We start from the raw sequence: 15,969 nt of genomic DNA, 5'->3' as shown, positions 1-15,969 counted from the left end.
GCGGGTATACGAGTGAGCGGCAAGGAGGATTCATGTTAAAATCCCTTTGCTTCTTGTGTCATGGAAAGAGAGTCCCCCGGGTGGGGGCTCTTTTTCGTATCATAGGAAAGTCCTTCGGAATTCCCTATGATATAAAAAGCCCTCCGGGCGGGATCGCACTGCGGCGGAGTGGAAGATGGCTGCCGGGGCAGCCCCGCCGCAGGCGGAGAATCCCGCGAGCGGGATTCTTTTTTATTACATAGGAAAGTTCAGGAAAGAATATAAAATGTGCGGATGACAATCTAAGGGGAATTATGGTATATTAGGAAAAACAGGGTTTCAGGGTAGAAAGGAAGGGACTGGATGGAAAAAAAGATAAAGTGGAGTCTGTTGGCATTGTTTGTGCTGCTGGGAGTTCTCTGGCCCCAGGGGCAGGCAAAAGCAGCCGGCGGTCAGGTGCGGGCGCTTATGATTACCAGAGGGGACTATAGCGGCCAAAGTGCAAACGATTTGTCTCCTGCTCCGGAGAACGATGGGGAGAATTTCCGACGCGTACTGGAGCATGCCTATGGGGACAGGCTGGTTTTAGCGGACCAGAGAAAAAAGGAGGGAGTCACAACTCCAGCAGGAGTACAGAGCGCTATTGCGGAGACATTTAGGAACTCTGGCAGTGAGGATATTAACTATTTTTTCTATTCCGGGCACGGAACTGCCTACGGACTGGCCCTGGGATCAGGGTCCATAAGTGCACAGCAGTTGGTGGATGCTTTTGCATCCTGCAGCGGACACAATGTCCTGGTGATTGACTGCTGTTACTCCGGACAGATGATCTCCAAGAGCATTCGGTCAGAGGGGAAGGATTTTGCAGACTGCTTTATCGATGATCTAAAGCGCGCGCTTGAGAACCAGGACCGGACCGCACGGTCTGCCCTGAATACCCCTCAGTTTCAGGTAATTGCGGCCTCCTCTAAGGAGGAACTTTCCTGGCAGGGCAACGGGGTGGGGCTCTTTACCTCATCAATCGCAATGGGGTGCGGTATCGATGCCATGAAGGCAGAGGAGAAGACAGATTGGAAATTGGGGGCAGCTCTGGCTGACCTGGACCAGGATGGGAGTATTACCTTTGACGAGATTTACCGATATGTAAGCAACGTAAATGAAATGAGTCATGTTAGGATGTATCCAGAGTCAAATGATGAGGAGTTTGTGCCTGTATCTGGAGGAGAGATACCGGACCTTACCTTTTTTAAGAGCGAGCTCCTCTATGACGAATCCTACCAAGCCACTTTGCGGATTACCTACAGCGCAAAGAGCAGTGTACAGGTATCCATGGCCTATTACATGGGGGATGACTGGACGCTCTCCTGGCTGCTTCAGGATATTCCGGGGAACGGAACGTTTCACCTTTACGATGGAAATACTCCTGATTTAAGGGGTACAAAGAATGTCACACTGCCAGCGGGAAACCAGGCAGTCTTTGAGACAGTGCTGCCTTTTGGAAAGGAGGAGATAAACGCTGGGGATCATGCCCTAATGTTTCGGTCAACGTCGCTTCCGTGCAAGTACATACTGCCGTTTTCTATCGCCAAAACCGTAAATGATTCCCTCTCTGAGAACTTCAGACTGATCCTGGAAGCCTCCACTTTTCTATCTGAGGATGGGCGGGAGCTGGAGATTAGCGCAGACTTTGGAACCACCAGGACAGAAGATACACCAAAGCCTATGGTATCCTGCTACATTTACGATGCAGTGACTGGGGAGAAGATTCGTACTTTGGGAGAGAATGAGTGGATGCAGGTGGTTGGGTCCAGCTTTAACAATGCAGGGGTGATGCAAAAGGGAAACTGCTACCGGAAATTTTATTGGGATGGAAAAAATGACGCTGGACAGTATGTGCACTCAGGCGGATATCTGGTACAGGTCAAATCAACCGGGGCAGTGGAGGGGACACGGGAAGAGACCATCACAGTGGAAAACCCCAGGTCTCAGCTCAGTGTATCGGAAAGTCTGCTGGTGTCTGACAAGAGCCGTGCCACACAGATACAGTATTATCTGGGGAGTGATGAGGAAGATGTGTCTATCAGAGTGCTTGACACGCAAAACAGGCTTGTTAAGATCTGGAATTTGGGAGACTGTGTAAAAGGCACAGAGTCTTTTGTGACATGGGATGGGACGGATGAGAGCAATGAGATGGCGGAAAATGGCCTCTACACAGTGACCCTCACCGCAAAGAGTCTGGAAGTGAGACTGGAGAACACCGTGCGTATCACAGCGCCTGCCAGAATTACAGGCGCCACGCTGTCTCAGAATACCCTGAGCCTTCCATTAAAGAGCGGTGGAGCCGGAGTGACTGTGCAGTTCTTTACAAATTACAGCGGAACAGTGACAGTGCAGGTGATGGCTGGACAGGGAGAGCAGGCTGAGGTCATAGGTACACTGGCGGACAGACAGAGGATGGGAGAGGGGGAGAACAGGCTAAACTGGAACGGAACCATGGATAACGGGCTGCTGGCCCCCTCAGGAGAGTACTTTATCCGAATCTCCATGAAGGCGGACAATGGACTTGAGAGCCCGGCAGCAGTGACGGAGAGCCTGACAGTAAGGACGGAAGAGCCCAGGGCAGAAAAAGATGCTGATTCAAAGTCCAGTCCGGAACTGGTTTATCCCAGCTCTGTAGCCGTAAAGATTGGAAACCGCAGAGTTAAAAAGGTGACGCTTGGCAAAAAAGAGAATGTGCAGCTCACTGCTGTGGTCTCCCCTGCGGGCACGCAGGGCAGAGGGGTTACCTATAAGTCAGGCAATAGGAAGATCCTATTCGTGACCTCCAAGGGAAAAGTGACCGCAAAGAGAGTAGGCAAGGCTAAAGTTACAGTCACCACAAAAAATGGCAGGAGGGCTGTAGTCACCTTCCTTGTGAAGAAAGCTCCGCCGCAGGTCAAAATTCAGGCAAGGAAGAAGATTCTAAAAAAAGGAAGGACCTATCAGCTCAGAGCCAAGCTGCCCTCCGGGACAGCCAGTTATAAACGTGCCTACACCAGCAGCAAGAGAAAAATTGTGTCTGTGGATGCCAATGGCAGGATAAAGGCACTGCGCAGAGGAAAATCGGTGGTTACACTGAAGACTTACAACGGCAAAAAAGCCAGGCTTACCATTACTGTTAAATGAGAGAGGTCAGGAGTTTAAAGAGATGTTAACCTATGCATTAAAAAGGTTGACATCTCTTTTTAAATCTCCTATAATATCAATAGTTAACCTCAAATAAAAATGGGTTAACAAATGAAAATGTGAAAGCTGATCAGCTGTGCGGTACATACACAGACCTGCTGAATCGTTACACAGCAGACAGCAGCAGAGAAGGAGAGAAAAATGGATCATAAGAAAAAAATGTCAACAAAATCCCTGGTCATGACCGGGATGTTTACGGCTGTCCTGGCGGTTCTATCCCAGATTGCTATCCCCATGCCAACGGGCGTACCTGTAACTTTGCAGACTTTTGCGGTGGCACTTACGGGCTGTGTGCTGGGATGGAAGATGGGAGCCATGTCCGCATTGATTTACATACTGGCCGGTGCTGTGGGGGTACCTGTGTTTTCCGAGATGTCCGGGGGCCTGGGAATCTTACTTGGAAAAACGGGAGGTTTTATCTTTGGATTTATATTCCTGGCTCTGCTGTGCGGCCTGGGAGCACGTCAAAAGAACAAGGCGGCAGGGGCATTGCTGGCTGCGGTGGGATTGGCAGTTTGTCATCTTCTGGGGATTCTGCAGTTTATGGTGGTAGCGGAAATGTCCTTTGTGGAGTCAGCGGTGCTGGTATCTCTTCCGTATCTGATCAAGGATGTCATATCTGTGGTGTTGGCCATTTTTGTAGGTGCAGCGCTAAAAAGGGGCCTGCATGCCGCTAACCTGCTCAGCTATGCACAGAAGGCTTAGAGTCCACCATCTGCTGTGCATTCCCCTGTTTCGCGGTGAGGGATACAGTGATGCGTTCAGCAGAAATATGACCGAAAAAATAGAGTGGCTGCAATGTCACACGCAGGAAAAGCTAAAACTGGTCTGCTCGCCGGATATGATTTGTGAGAAATGCCCCAACCTTACCCCAGAGGGGACCTGCAGGTGTTCCGGCAACCAGGTGGCGGTGAAAGACAGGGATCTGTGCTCAAGGCTGGGGCTGTCAGAACATGGAGCGTATACCTATCAGGAGCTAAGAGATGTATTTCAGGAGAAATTGACGAAGGAAATCTTTGAAGCATCCTGCGGGAAATGTGAGTGGTATGCCAAAGGACTCTGCAGTTTCCAGGCCTGGAAGGAACAGTCAAATTAGGTGAAAAAACGATCTGTGTACCGCGAAAAATACAAGGAAATGTCCATTTTCTGCAGCAGGGGAAATGGACATTTTGTAGTATATGTGCTATTATTAAATCATATGGCAAAATCATAAAACATAAGTACCAACGAATCCGAGAGGATTCCAATTATAAGGAGGAAAAACAATAATGGCTAGAAAAATGAAGACCATGGATGGTAATCATGCTGCAGCTCATGCGTCATACGCATTCACAGATGTGGCAGCAATCTATCCGATTACCCCTTCTTCTGTTATGGCGGAAGCCACAGACGAGTGGGCAACACAGGGAAGAAAGAACATTTTCGGACAGGAAGTTCAGGTTACAGAGATGCAGTCCGAGGCCGGGGCAGCTGGTACCGTACACGGTTCACTGTCAGCAGGCGCTCTGACAACTACATACACCGCATCTCAGGGACTCTTGCTGATGATCCCCAACTTATACAAGATCGCTGGTGAGCAGCTTCCTGGTGTGTTCAACGTTTCCGCGCGTGCGCTTGCAAGCCATGCATTGTCTATCTTTGGCGATCATTCCGATGTCTATGCCTGTCGTCAGACCGGCTGTGCAATGCTGTGTGAGTCAAGTGTACAGGAGGTTATGGACCTGACACCGGTTGCCCATATGTCAGCAATCGAGGGACGCATTCCGTTTATCAACTTCTTTGACGGATTCCGCACCTCCCATGAGATTCAGAAGATCGAGACCTGGGACTACGATGATCTGAAAGAGATGGTAAACATGGATGCCGTTGACGCATTCAGAAAACACGCATTAAATCCGAATCATCCCTGCCAGAGAGGTTCCGCACAGAACCCGGATATTTTCTTCCAGGCAAGAGAGGCATGCAATACCTACTATGAAGCTATGCCTGAGATTGTTCAGTCATACATGGACAAAGTAAATGCTAAAATCGGTACAAACTATAAATTATTCAACTACCACGGTGCAGAGGACGCAGAGCATGTAATCATCGCTATGGGTTCCGTATGCGATACCATTGATGAGACCATTGACTACCTGCTGGCAGCCGGAGAGAAAGTAGGTGTTGTAAAGGTTCGCCTGTACAGACCGTTCTCCGCAAAGGCACTGCTTGAGGCAATTCCGGAAACCGTAAAACAGATCAGTGTTCTTGACAGAACAAAAGAGCCGGGCGCTCTGGGCGAGCCGCTGTACCTGGATGTGGTTGCAGCTCTGAAGGGTACCAAGTTCGATGCTGTTCCTGTTTTCACAGGACGTTACGGACTGGGATCGAAAGATACCACACCGGCACAGATCGTGGCAGTCTTCAACAACACAGAGAAGAAGAATTTCACCATCGGTATCGAGGATGATGTGACAAACCTGTCTCTGGAGATGGGCAAACCGCTGGTTACCACACCGGAGGGAACCATCAACTGTAAGTTCTGGGGTCTGGGCGCTGACGGTACTGTAGGAGCAAACAAGAACTCCATCAAGATTATCGGTGACAACACAGATATGTACGCGCAGGCATACTTTGACTATGACTCAAAGAAATCCGGCGGTGTTACCATGTCTCACCTGCGTTTTGGTAAGAGCCCCATCAAGTCTACTTACCTGATTAGACAGGCCAACTTTGTTGCATGCCACAATCCTTCTTATGTAAACAAGTATAACATGGTTCAGGAGCTGGTTGACGGCGGTACTTTCCTGCTGAACTGCCCATGGGATATGGAAGGGCTGGAGAAACACCTTCCGGGACAGGTAAAGAGCTTTATCGCAAACCATGATATTAAATTCTACATCATTGACGGTATCAAGATTGGTAAAGAAATCGGACTGGGCGGACGTATCAACACGGTGCTTCAGTCAGCATTCTTCAAACTTGCCAACATCATTCCTGAGGAGCAGGCTATTGATCTGATGAAAGCTGCCGCAAAGGCAACCTACGGAAGAAAAGGCGATGCGATTGTACAGATGAACTACGATGCCATCGAAGCAGGCGCTAAACAGGTGGTAGAAGTAGCTGTTCCGGAAAGCTGGAAAGATGCTGCAGATGATGGACTTGCTATGACCCACGCAGAAGGTGGAAGAAAAGACGTAGTAGATTTCGTTAATAACATTCAGAGTAAGGTAAATGCACAGGAAGGCAACTCACTGCCTGTATCCGCATTTAAGGATTATGTTGATGGTACGACACCATCCGGATCTTCCGCATACGAAAAACGCGGTATCGCAGTAGATATCCCGGTATGGCAGCCGGAAAACTGTATCCAGTGTAACAGATGTGCTTATGTATGTCCTCATGCGGTTATCCGTCCGATAGCCATGACAGAAGCAGAGGTTGCTGCAGCTCCGGAAGGAATGAAGACACTTCCTATGACCGGTATGGCAGATTACAAGTTTGCTATGGTAGTATCCGCATATGACTGTACAGGATGTGGTTCTTGTGCCAACGTTTGTCCTGGCAAGAAGGGTGCAAAAGCTCTGATCATGGAGAACATGGAAGCAAACGCAGGTTCTCAGACTTATTTCGACTATGCTGTGGAACTGCCGGCTAAGAGCGATGTTGTTGAGAAGTTCAAAGAAAATACCGTTAAGGGAAGCCAGTTCAAACAGCCTCTGCTTGAGTTCTCAGGAGCTTGTGCGGGCTGCGGCGAGACACCTTATGCAAAACTGATCACACAGCTGTTCGGTGACAGAATGTACATTGCAAACGCAACCGGATGTTCATCCATCTGGGGCAACTCTTCACCATCCACACCTTATACCGTAAATGCAAACGGTCAGGGCCCTGCATGGTCAAACTCTCTGTTTGAGGACAATGCAGAGTTCGGATACGGAATGCTGTTGGCTCAGAAGGCAATGAGAAACGGCCTGAAGAGCAAGGTGGAGACTGTGATGGCAGATGAGAAGGCTTCTGAGGAAGTAAAGGCTGCCTGCCAGGAATGGCTGGATACCTTTGCTTGTGGAGCCACCAACGGAACAGCTACAGACAAGCTGGTTGCCGCTCTGGAAGGCATTGACTGCGATACCTGCAAGGATATTGTGAACAACAAAGACTTCCTGGCTAAGAAATCCCAGTGGATTTTCGGCGGTGACGGATGGGCTTATGACATCGGTTTCGGCGGCGTAGACCACGTACTGGCCAGCGGACAGGATATCAATATCATGGTATTTGACACAGAGGTGTACTCCAATACAGGCGGACAGTCCTCCAAGGCCACACCCACCGGAGCTGTTGCACAGTTCGCAGCAGGCGGTAAGGAAGTGAAGAAGAAAGACCTGGCAAGCATTGCCATGAGCTATGGCTATGTATATGTGGCACAGATCGCTATGGGCGCTGACTTCAACCAGACTGTAAAGGCAATCGCAGAGGCAGAGGCATATCCGGGACCGTCCCTGATCATTGCTTACGCTCCATGTATCAACCATGGTATCAAGAAAGGCATGAGCAAAGCTCAGACCGAGGAAGAACTGGCAGTGAAGTCAGGATACTGGCATAACTTCCGCTTCAACCCCGCTCTCAAAGAGGAGGGCAAACCTGCATTCAGCTTAGACAGCAAAGCGCCTACTGAGAATTATCAGGAGTTCTTAAACGGTGAAGTGCGTTACAACTCTCTGATGCGTGCAAATCCGGAGAAGGCAAAGAAACTCTTTGCTCAGTCCGAGGAGTACGCAAAAGAAAGATACGAGTATTTGAATAAGTTAATCACTCTGTACGGAAGTGAGAACTAAGATATCACCTCGCGAATCTCAATATTCGTGAGATGGACAACAGAAGCAGGTGCATTTATGTACCTGCTTCTTAGTCTACACAGAAATAGGATGGAAAATGGAGGAAATACCTATGAAAAAATGGAAAAAAGGCTTGATCGTATCCCTGTTTATCTGCCTGGCGGCGCTGATGCTTCCGGGACAGGCACAGGCAGCGTCTAAGCGTCTTTTTAATATCGTGGTAAAAGACGGGTATACTACCCAGACCATTGAAATGAAGTATGGAAAAAGTCCCTATGGGTATACAGCTTACTATGCCAGCCAGTCAGCAATCTATGTGAATCCAAAGTCAAAAAAGGTGACCTTTCAGGTAAAGAAAAACACCAGCTCCAGGTATGGCAATTTCAGCTTTGCATCCAAGACAATCAAACCAGGAGACCAGCCTAAGGGGAACCTCTTTACCTACACCACAGACGGAAAAAAGAGGGCTTGGATGTTTACGGTTCAAAAAATCTCAGAGCCCAAGATCAGGTATGTGAGAATTTATCCATCTGTAAAAGGGAAAACATACATGCCTGGAAAGAATAAGTTTGTAAAGATTAAAACATCCGTCACAGCAGAGACCCCGGCGAAGGTGACTATCCGCGTGATCAATCGGGAAGGCAAGACTGTATACCGGAAAAACTATCCGGAAAGCGGGTCCAAGACCTATACCCTAAAGTGGAATGGAAAGCCCTCCAGGAAAAATCCGGCTGGATGGAAGACTACAAAATATGTGGAGGACGGAGAGTACACTGTGCGTGTTACGGCCACCTTGCTGGCTGGGGGAGAGAAGCAGGAGTTCCACAGAGAGACAAAGCTGATTGTGGGAAAGAAATAGTATTGACTAATATTAGAAGTGCTAAGAGGCAGTTCATTTCGAAAGGGGTGGGAATATGAGTACAAGAAAAGAGGTGGCAAAGCTTGCCGGAGTGTCCGTGGCAACCGTATCCTATGTACTTAACAATACAAAGAATGTAACCCCCAAAGTCCGCCAAAGGGTTCTGGATGCTGCCGAGGAACTCCAATACTCCCCAAACCTGGTTGCCAAAAGCCTGGCTACCAAACAGACCAGGCATGTTGCCATGCTGGTGGATAATCTTAAGAATCCATATTACTGTGAGGTCCTGGAGGGGGTACAGGAGGCTGCGGCCAGAAACGGTTATATTGTATCCGTAGTGCTGGTGGATGTGGCCAGAAGAAAGAGCATTTTGGATCTGGCGGCCAGGGGTGTGGATGGAATTATACTGGCAGTTGGAACACATGATGTCAGAGAGTATCTGGGGGAAAAGATTCCCGTGGCCTTTGTGGGAAAGCAGGTAGATTTGGATTTTGAGAATGCAGTATGGCAGATGGTACGCTTTCTGAAAGGGAAGGGACACAGAAAAATTGCTTTTATCAGTGGGATGCCTGTCTCAGACCCAGGCCACCAGCGGTACATCTGCCTGGTGCGTGCTTTGGAGCTGGAGAAAATTCCCCTGTACAGGGAGCTGATTGTAGACGGCGTGCCCTACGGGAAGACGGATGAGATGGAAGGAATGCGCGCGGTGAAGGAGCTCCTAAAACGGGGAAATGAGTTCACAGCTGTGTTTGCAGTTAATGACCTGATGGCTCTTGGTGTATGCCGTGGGCTGAGAGATGCAGGTTACAGTGTGCCGGGAGATATTTCTGTAGTGGGATGTGATGCCATCGGACTTCTGGATATGATCTCGCCGGCACTGTCCACCATCGACACTCATGCCTATGAGACAGGTCAGGCTTTGATGGAGTCCCTCATTGACGAAATGCAGGGCACGGAAAAAGCAGAGGGAGAGGTACGCACCATCACAGCCCATTTTTTGGACAAAGAATCTATCGGAGATGTAAGCTCTGGTAAAAAAGTATTGCAAATTTAGACAGTTTGGTATAAAATACAGTAAAGAGCGGTTACTCGAGTAACCGATTTCTTTTACTACTATAGTTACCCGGGTAACCAAAGAGTGTTGGAGGGAAGATTGCAAATGAGAATACACAGTATGAGGGTCAACCACCTGACGAATCCCAGGGGATTTTGTACAGAAAGGCCCGTATTTTCCTGGATTACAGATGAGGTAAAGGGAAAGCGGCAGATTGCTGCCCGTGTTGTAGTGGCAAGGGATTGTGGGTTTCAGAGTATAATTTATGATTCAGGAATGAGCGGGGAGATCAGCTCACTGGGATTTGCGCCAGTTTTCTCCGTAAAGCCCTGTCAGATCTACTACTGGAAGGTAACAGTAGAGACGGATGTGGGGGAAGTGGGTGAGAGTCCCATTTCTTGTTTTGAAACCGGAAGAATGGGGCTGCCATGGGCGGCTCAGTGGATAACAGCTCCATTTGACAAGGAAATCCATCCTCTATTTCAAAAGAATTTGGTGATCGACAGTGAAGTGGAGAGCGCCAGGGCTTATGTCACCGGCCTCGGGCTTTTTGAGCTGTATATCAATGGGGAGAAGGTGGAGGAGGAATATCTAACTCCCTTTGCCACAGACTACAAAAACTGGGTTCAGTATATGACCTACGATATCACCGACTGTCTGCATCCGGGAGAGAATGCGGTGGGGAGCATGCTGGGGAATGGATGGTACAAAGGCAGATTTGGGTTTGTGGAGGGGATGAGAGAACTGTACGGCAGCCGGTTCTTATTCTTATGCCAGATTGAGGTGAAGTACCGGGATGGAAGGACTCTGACAGTGGGTACGGACAGCACCTGGAAATGTGCTCCGGCCCCTGTGCTACAGAGCAGCCTCTACGATGGAGAGACTTATGACGCCAACAGAGAGATTCCTGGTTTTTCCACCTGCAGGTGTGATTTGGGAGGGCTTGCCAATGCCGTGACCGCGGGGATTCCTGGAGGGGAAGTAAGGTGCAGGATGAGTCTTCCGGTGGTAATCTCACAGCGCCGTAAGCCGATACGGGTGATTCGCACTCCGGCTGGGGAGACGGTTTTGGACTTTGGACAGGTGATGACCGGATGGGTGGAGGCAGACTGCCAGCTTCCAAGTGGCGGGGAGCTGATTTTAGAGTATGGGGAGCTGCTTCAGGAGGGAAACTTCTACCATAAAAACCTGCGCACAGCCAGACAGAGATATTGTTTTGTATCTGATGGAAAACACAGGAGGGTGCGGCCCCACTTTACCTACTATGGATTCCGCTATGTGAGAGTAACCGGGATGGTGGACGTAGACCCAAACTCGTTTACCGCCTGCGTGATGTACTCCCAACTGGAGGAGATGGGAGAGATTCAGACATCTAATGAAGATTTAAACCGGCTGGTGGAGAATACCAAATGGGGGCTGCGGGGAAATTTTCTGGATGTGCCCACGGACTGCCCCCAGAGAGATGAGCGAATGGGGTGGACAGGAGACGCACAGGTTTTCTGTGCAACAGCCAGTTTTCACATGTATACTCCGGCATTTTACAGGAAGTACCTGTATGATATGCTGCTGGAACAGAAGAGCCTGGGAGGAAGTGTGCCCTTTGTGGTGCCGGATGTGTTGGGACAGATTTGGGATAGGCAGACCCCACGAAACCGGGACACAGTACGCCAGGCCTTTATCTGGGGTGATGAGGCTCACGGTTCCTGCGCCTGGGGTGAGGCGGCCACGGTGATACCATGGAGTTTGTATTTATTTTACGGAGATCGCTGTCTGCTGGAGGAGGAGTACCGCAACATGAAGGCTTGGGTGGAATTTATATCTAACCGCGAGGGGGAGATTCCGGGGGAGGGGGCCTGGACAGCAGGATTTCACTTTGCCGACTGGCTGGCACTGGACAATCCGGACCCGGAGTCCGCCTTTGGAGGCACAGAAACCAGGTATGTAGCCCTGGCCTGCTACTATTATTCTGCCGAACTCACAGAAAAGGCGGCTAGGGTTTTGAAAAAGAAAGAGGATGCAAAGCGGTATGGAAGTTTAAAAAAGCGAATCAGAGAAAAGCTTCAGAGAGATTACTTTGCGGAGGATGGAAGTTTAAAGGCAGATACTCAGACAGGGCTGGTCCTGGCCCTTAAATATGGTTTTGCCCCGGAACAAAGCAGATGCACCCTGGTTGACCGTCTCAGAGAAAAACTGGAGGAGAGGGACATTCACTTGGATACCGGATTTGTGGGAACTCCCATCCTGTGTCCTGTGTTATCTGAAAATGGATGCGGTTCATATGCCTACACCCTTCTGCTGAACGAGGACTATCCAAGCTGGCTCTATGAAGTAAAGATGGGGGCAACCACTGTGTGGGAGAGATGGAACTCGCTGCTCTCTGACGGCAGAATCAGCGACACTGGCATGAACAGTATGAACCACTATGCTTATGGATCTGTGGCAGAGTGGATGTACCGTTTTATGTGCGGCATCAATCCCACGGAGGAAGCCCCGGGCTTTAAGGCTGCCAGGCTGACTCCCATGCCGGATACCAGACTCCGGTGGGCAAAAGCCAGGTATCTCTCAGCCTCAGGGGAGTATGGCTGCGGATGGGAGAGAGCAGAGGGCGGTATTTTGTATCGGATTCGGATTCCTTTTGACTGCAGCGCAAAATTTATCCTTTCAGAACCGGCCTCTAGGGTATTTGTGGACGGGAAGGCGGATGAGATCTTTAGAGAGCAGGGGGAAAAGATATTTGAAGCGGGAGACTATGAGATATTTGTGAAGGACAAGGAGGGTGTGACGGATGTTCCTGACATTGGACGTGGGAACCACTGCGGTGAAGGCCGGGTTGTTTGATGAGAAACTGAATCTCTTACATATTCAGATTGAGGAGTATGAGCTGCTCTGCCGGGAAGGGGGAAGAGTGGAGCAAAGTCCAAAAGCCTACTGGGAAAAGACAGTCCAGGCTGTTCGCCATCTGCTAAGAGGCAGAGAGAAGGCGGCAGCTCAGATCAGAACAATCACCTGCACCACACAGGGTGAGACTCTAATTCCAGTGGATAAACAGGGAAATGCTCTTTCAGACGCCGTAGTTTGGCTGGATTCCAGAGCAAGCAGAGAGGCGGAGCAGATAAAGGCGGGGATTGATCCGCTGAGCTTTTACCGGAGAACGGGCCAGCCAGAAATTACGGGCAGCATGCCTTTGTGCAAACTGGTATGGTTTCGGGAGAACCGGAGGGAGCTGTATGAAAAGACCTGGAAGTTCCTGCTCCTGGAGGACTATTTGGTCTTCCTACTGTGTAAAAAGACATGTTCAAACCCGTCTCTGATGAGTTCCACAGGATACTTCGATGTAATTCAAGGGGGTGTTTGGGGTGAGATACTGGATATGGCGGGGATAGACAGGGCGAAGATTCCAGAAATTCAGCCCTGTGGGACGATTCTGGGCAGGATCAGCCGGGAGGCGGCAGCGGAGCTGGGGATCAGCCAGTCAGCTTGTATTGTGACGGGAGCCATGGATCAGGCGGCCTCCGCGGTGGGGGCAGGGAACCTGGAACCTGGAATGGTTACGGAGACCACCGGTACCTGCCAGACCGTGCTCTGTACCTGCCAATCTCCAGAGATTCGCAAACTTTCACCACTCACCTATTACTGCCACGGAATATCCGGAAAATATCTGAAACTCATTTACAGTGAGACAGCCGGCATGGCTTTGAAGTGGTTCCGCAGAGAGTTTTGTGCGGACTTGATGAAGGAAGAGAAGTCCTTTGAGCAGATGAGCGCATTGGCAGAGAAGGAACCCATTCTGAGCAGAGGCGTTATATTTTATCCCCACATGGCAGGGACCCAAATTCCGAGAGCAGATAGCCGCGCAAGAGGTGTCTTTTGGGGAGCCGGACTGGACAGTACGCGGGGTACTTTTGTCCGGGCAATCATGGAAGGCGTGGGATATCTGTTGCGGGAAAATCTGGAAGCTATGGGAGAGGAGCCGGAACGAATCACAGCTCTTGGAGGAGGAGCCAAAAGCCCGGTGTGGTGCCGGATTAAGGCGGGAATCTGCGGTATCCCGGTGGTAACTCAGGAGAATGCGGAGTCCACTTCCCTTGGGGCTGCGATACTGGGGGCAGCAGCGGCAGGGGAATATGGGTCGGTACATGAAGCATCTGAACAGATCAGGAAGGGCGCGGTTTTTCAGCCTGACAGAGAACAGATGGAGAAGTATAAAGCAGGGTATGAAACTTACAAAAGGATGTATTGGGCTTTTGAGCCTCTATATGGGAAAGGCGGGGAAGAACTATGAGAGAACAAAGAAAACCCAGGCTGGGACTGCTGGCCTTAATGACAGATGGGTATGAGCCTATTTTTCCGGGGATTACAGCGCGTCAGGAGAATTATGCAAGAGAGCTGGCCAGCCAAATGAGCCCTTATGCTGAGATCAGATTTGAGGGAATCGGTGGAAACAGAGGGGAGATAGCCAAAATTGTGTGCCGGTATAACCAGGAGGAACTGGATGGAATTCTGATTGTACTTTTGACCTATTCCCATGGCGCCTATCTCTTAAAGGCACTGGAGGAGAACCATTTACCCCTGGCTATGGCTGTAGTTCAGCCGGACCAGGAGGTGCAGGATGACTGGGGGGAGCTGGAACTGACTGTTAACCAGGGGATTCACGGCGCCCAGGACAATGCAAACGCCATTTTACACAGCAAAACCGCCTGTGCATTTTTTGCGGGAAACAGGATGGAAACACCTTTTTTAGAATTTGTGGAGGATTTCGCAAAGGCCTGCTATACCAGATCCAGGCTGAAAAACATGAGGACAGGGGTACTCTCCAGAATGTGCGGGATGGGTGATATTCTGACGGATGAGATGGAGTTTTTAAGGCAGATCGGGCCGGAGATGTGCCATGATACCATTGGAAGTGTCTATTCCCTGATGGAACAAGTGACAAAAGAGGAGATAGACGGCCAAATTGAGTATGACCGTTCAGTGCATGAGGTAGACCCCAGACTTACCTATGAATCTCACGCGGAGGCAGCTAAGATGTATCTGGGATTTCGAAGGTATCTGGAGAACCAGGGGTTTGATGCTTTTACCGCCCAGTTTGACCAGTTCAAAGATGACGGAAGATTTCGTCAGCTTCCACTGTATGCAGCCTCCAATCTTCTGGCCGATGGATATGGATATGCGGCTGAGGGGGATTATATGTGTGCCAGTATGGTTGCAGCAGCGGGAGCACTTGGAAATCTGGATGCCAATTTTACGGAAATGTATACCATGGATTTTGCAAAAAAGGCAATCATTTTCTGCCATGCAGGAGAGGGAAACTGGACTACGGCAGCGAAAGGAAGAAAGGTTCGCTTAATCGACAGGTATCTGGGGGAAGGAGGACTGGAAAACCCGCCCACCTACCTTTTCACACCCAGGCCCGGGACAGCCACTTTGACCTCCCTGGCATCCATCGGTGGAGGAAAATACAGACTGGTGATGGCAAAGGGTGAGATCCTGCCAAAGTCAGATCTGAAGCGCTGTGAAATGCCCTACATATTCTGGAGGCCTGACTGCGGGATGGAAGCCTGTGTGGAACAATGGCTGAGAAACGGAGGCACTCACCACGAGGTCATCAACCTGGGTGATGTGACCAGACGGTGGAAAATGCTCATGGATATGCTGGGCTGTGAGTATGTCCAGCTGTAGAGGAGGAGAGGGAAATGAGACTGCTGCATCGGGAGATATGGTATGATGTGGAGAATCCCCTTTATAAGGGGGAGCTGACAGACCCAAGACCCATAGATTCCAATATTCACGGGAAGATTGGATTCGAGGCCTATGCCAGCTGGATCGCAATAAAAGACATAAAGGTATACCGCATAGAGCAGGAGTCATTCAAAAACAGATATGGACGGGAATTTGCATAAAAATTAGAATCCAATTATGCTAAAATTAGTGCATAATTTGCAAAAATCACAGGAGTGTGATATACTTTAATATAAATTATAACATAAATAGGGGAAAGAGGTCAGAAGAACAGGCATTCGTTTTTCAAAACAGGAGGT

The 15,969-nt window shown here is 49.6% G+C and carries 10 protein-coding genes; all 10 read left to right on the top strand.

Features of this window, described 5'->3' with window-relative positions; genetic code table 11:
* Positions 1–342 precede the first annotated feature (342 nt).
* The 10 genes from AC0THY_RS17320 to AC0THY_RS17275 all read left to right on the top strand — a co-directional run bounded on the left by AC0THY_RS17320 (position 343) and on the right by AC0THY_RS17275 (position 15,831).
* Positions 343–3,144 (top strand): FlgD immunoglobulin-like domain containing protein, encoded by a 2,802-nt coding sequence (locus tag AC0THY_RS17320; RefSeq protein ID WP_489991844.1) that lies wholly within the window; start codon positions 343–345, stop codon positions 3,142–3,144.
* 201 nt (positions 3,145–3,345) lie between these two features.
* Positions 3,346–3,909: a biotin transporter BioY gene (locus tag AC0THY_RS17315; RefSeq protein WP_489991843.1), complete on the top strand. Its 564-nt coding sequence runs from the start codon at positions 3,346–3,348 to the stop codon at positions 3,907–3,909.
* Positions 3,872–4,300 (top strand): DUF1284 domain-containing protein, encoded by a 429-nt coding sequence (locus tag AC0THY_RS17310; RefSeq protein WP_489991842.1) that lies wholly within the window; start codon positions 3,872–3,874, stop codon positions 4,298–4,300. Before AC0THY_RS17315 ends, AC0THY_RS17310 begins: the two co-directional genes overlap by 38 nt.
* A 172-nt stretch (positions 4,301–4,472) precedes the next feature.
* Positions 4,473–8,018 carry a pyruvate:ferredoxin (flavodoxin) oxidoreductase gene (gene nifJ, locus AC0THY_RS17305; protein WP_489991841.1) on the top strand — a complete coding sequence of 1,182 codons (3,546 nt, stop codon included), beginning with the start codon at positions 4,473–4,475 and terminating at the stop codon, positions 8,016–8,018.
* Positions 8,019–8,130: 112 nt separating this feature from the next.
* Positions 8,131–8,877: a flagellar hook assembly protein FlgD gene (locus AC0THY_RS17300; RefSeq protein WP_489991840.1), complete on the top strand. Its 747-nt coding sequence runs from the start codon at positions 8,131–8,133 to the stop codon at positions 8,875–8,877.
* A 55-nt stretch (positions 8,878–8,932) separates the two neighbouring features.
* Positions 8,933–9,931, top strand: a complete 999-nt coding sequence (locus AC0THY_RS17295; protein WP_489991839.1) for a LacI family DNA-binding transcriptional regulator — start codon at positions 8,933–8,935, stop codon at positions 9,929–9,931.
* Between the two features lie 105 nt (positions 9,932–10,036).
* A complete protein-coding gene (locus AC0THY_RS17290; protein WP_489991838.1) occupies positions 10,037–12,769 on the top strand; it encodes an alpha-L-rhamnosidase in 2,733 nt (910 codons plus the stop codon).
* Positions 12,717–14,213 carry an FGGY-family carbohydrate kinase gene (locus AC0THY_RS17285; RefSeq protein WP_489991837.1) on the top strand — a complete coding sequence of 499 codons (1,497 nt, stop codon included), beginning with the start codon at positions 12,717–12,719 and terminating at the stop codon, positions 14,211–14,213. The genes AC0THY_RS17290 and AC0THY_RS17285 overlap by 53 nt, the downstream gene beginning before the upstream one ends.
* Complete coding sequence (locus AC0THY_RS17280) at positions 14,210–15,610, top strand: L-arabinose isomerase family protein (RefSeq protein WP_489991836.1); 1,401 nt, start codon at positions 14,210–14,212, stop codon at positions 15,608–15,610. The genes AC0THY_RS17285 and AC0THY_RS17280 overlap by 4 nt, the downstream gene beginning before the upstream one ends.
* Positions 15,611–15,624: 14 nt before the next feature.
* Positions 15,625–15,831, top strand: coding sequence for a hypothetical protein (locus AC0THY_RS17275; RefSeq protein ID WP_489991835.1), 207 nt, complete (start codon positions 15,625–15,627; stop codon positions 15,829–15,831).
* The last annotated feature ends 138 nt before the right edge of the window (positions 15,832–15,969 follow it).

It is taken from the genome of Ruminococcus sp. 8Y-12, from assembly GCF_058119865.1.
This window is presented reverse-complemented; position numbering and strand designations above follow the sequence as displayed.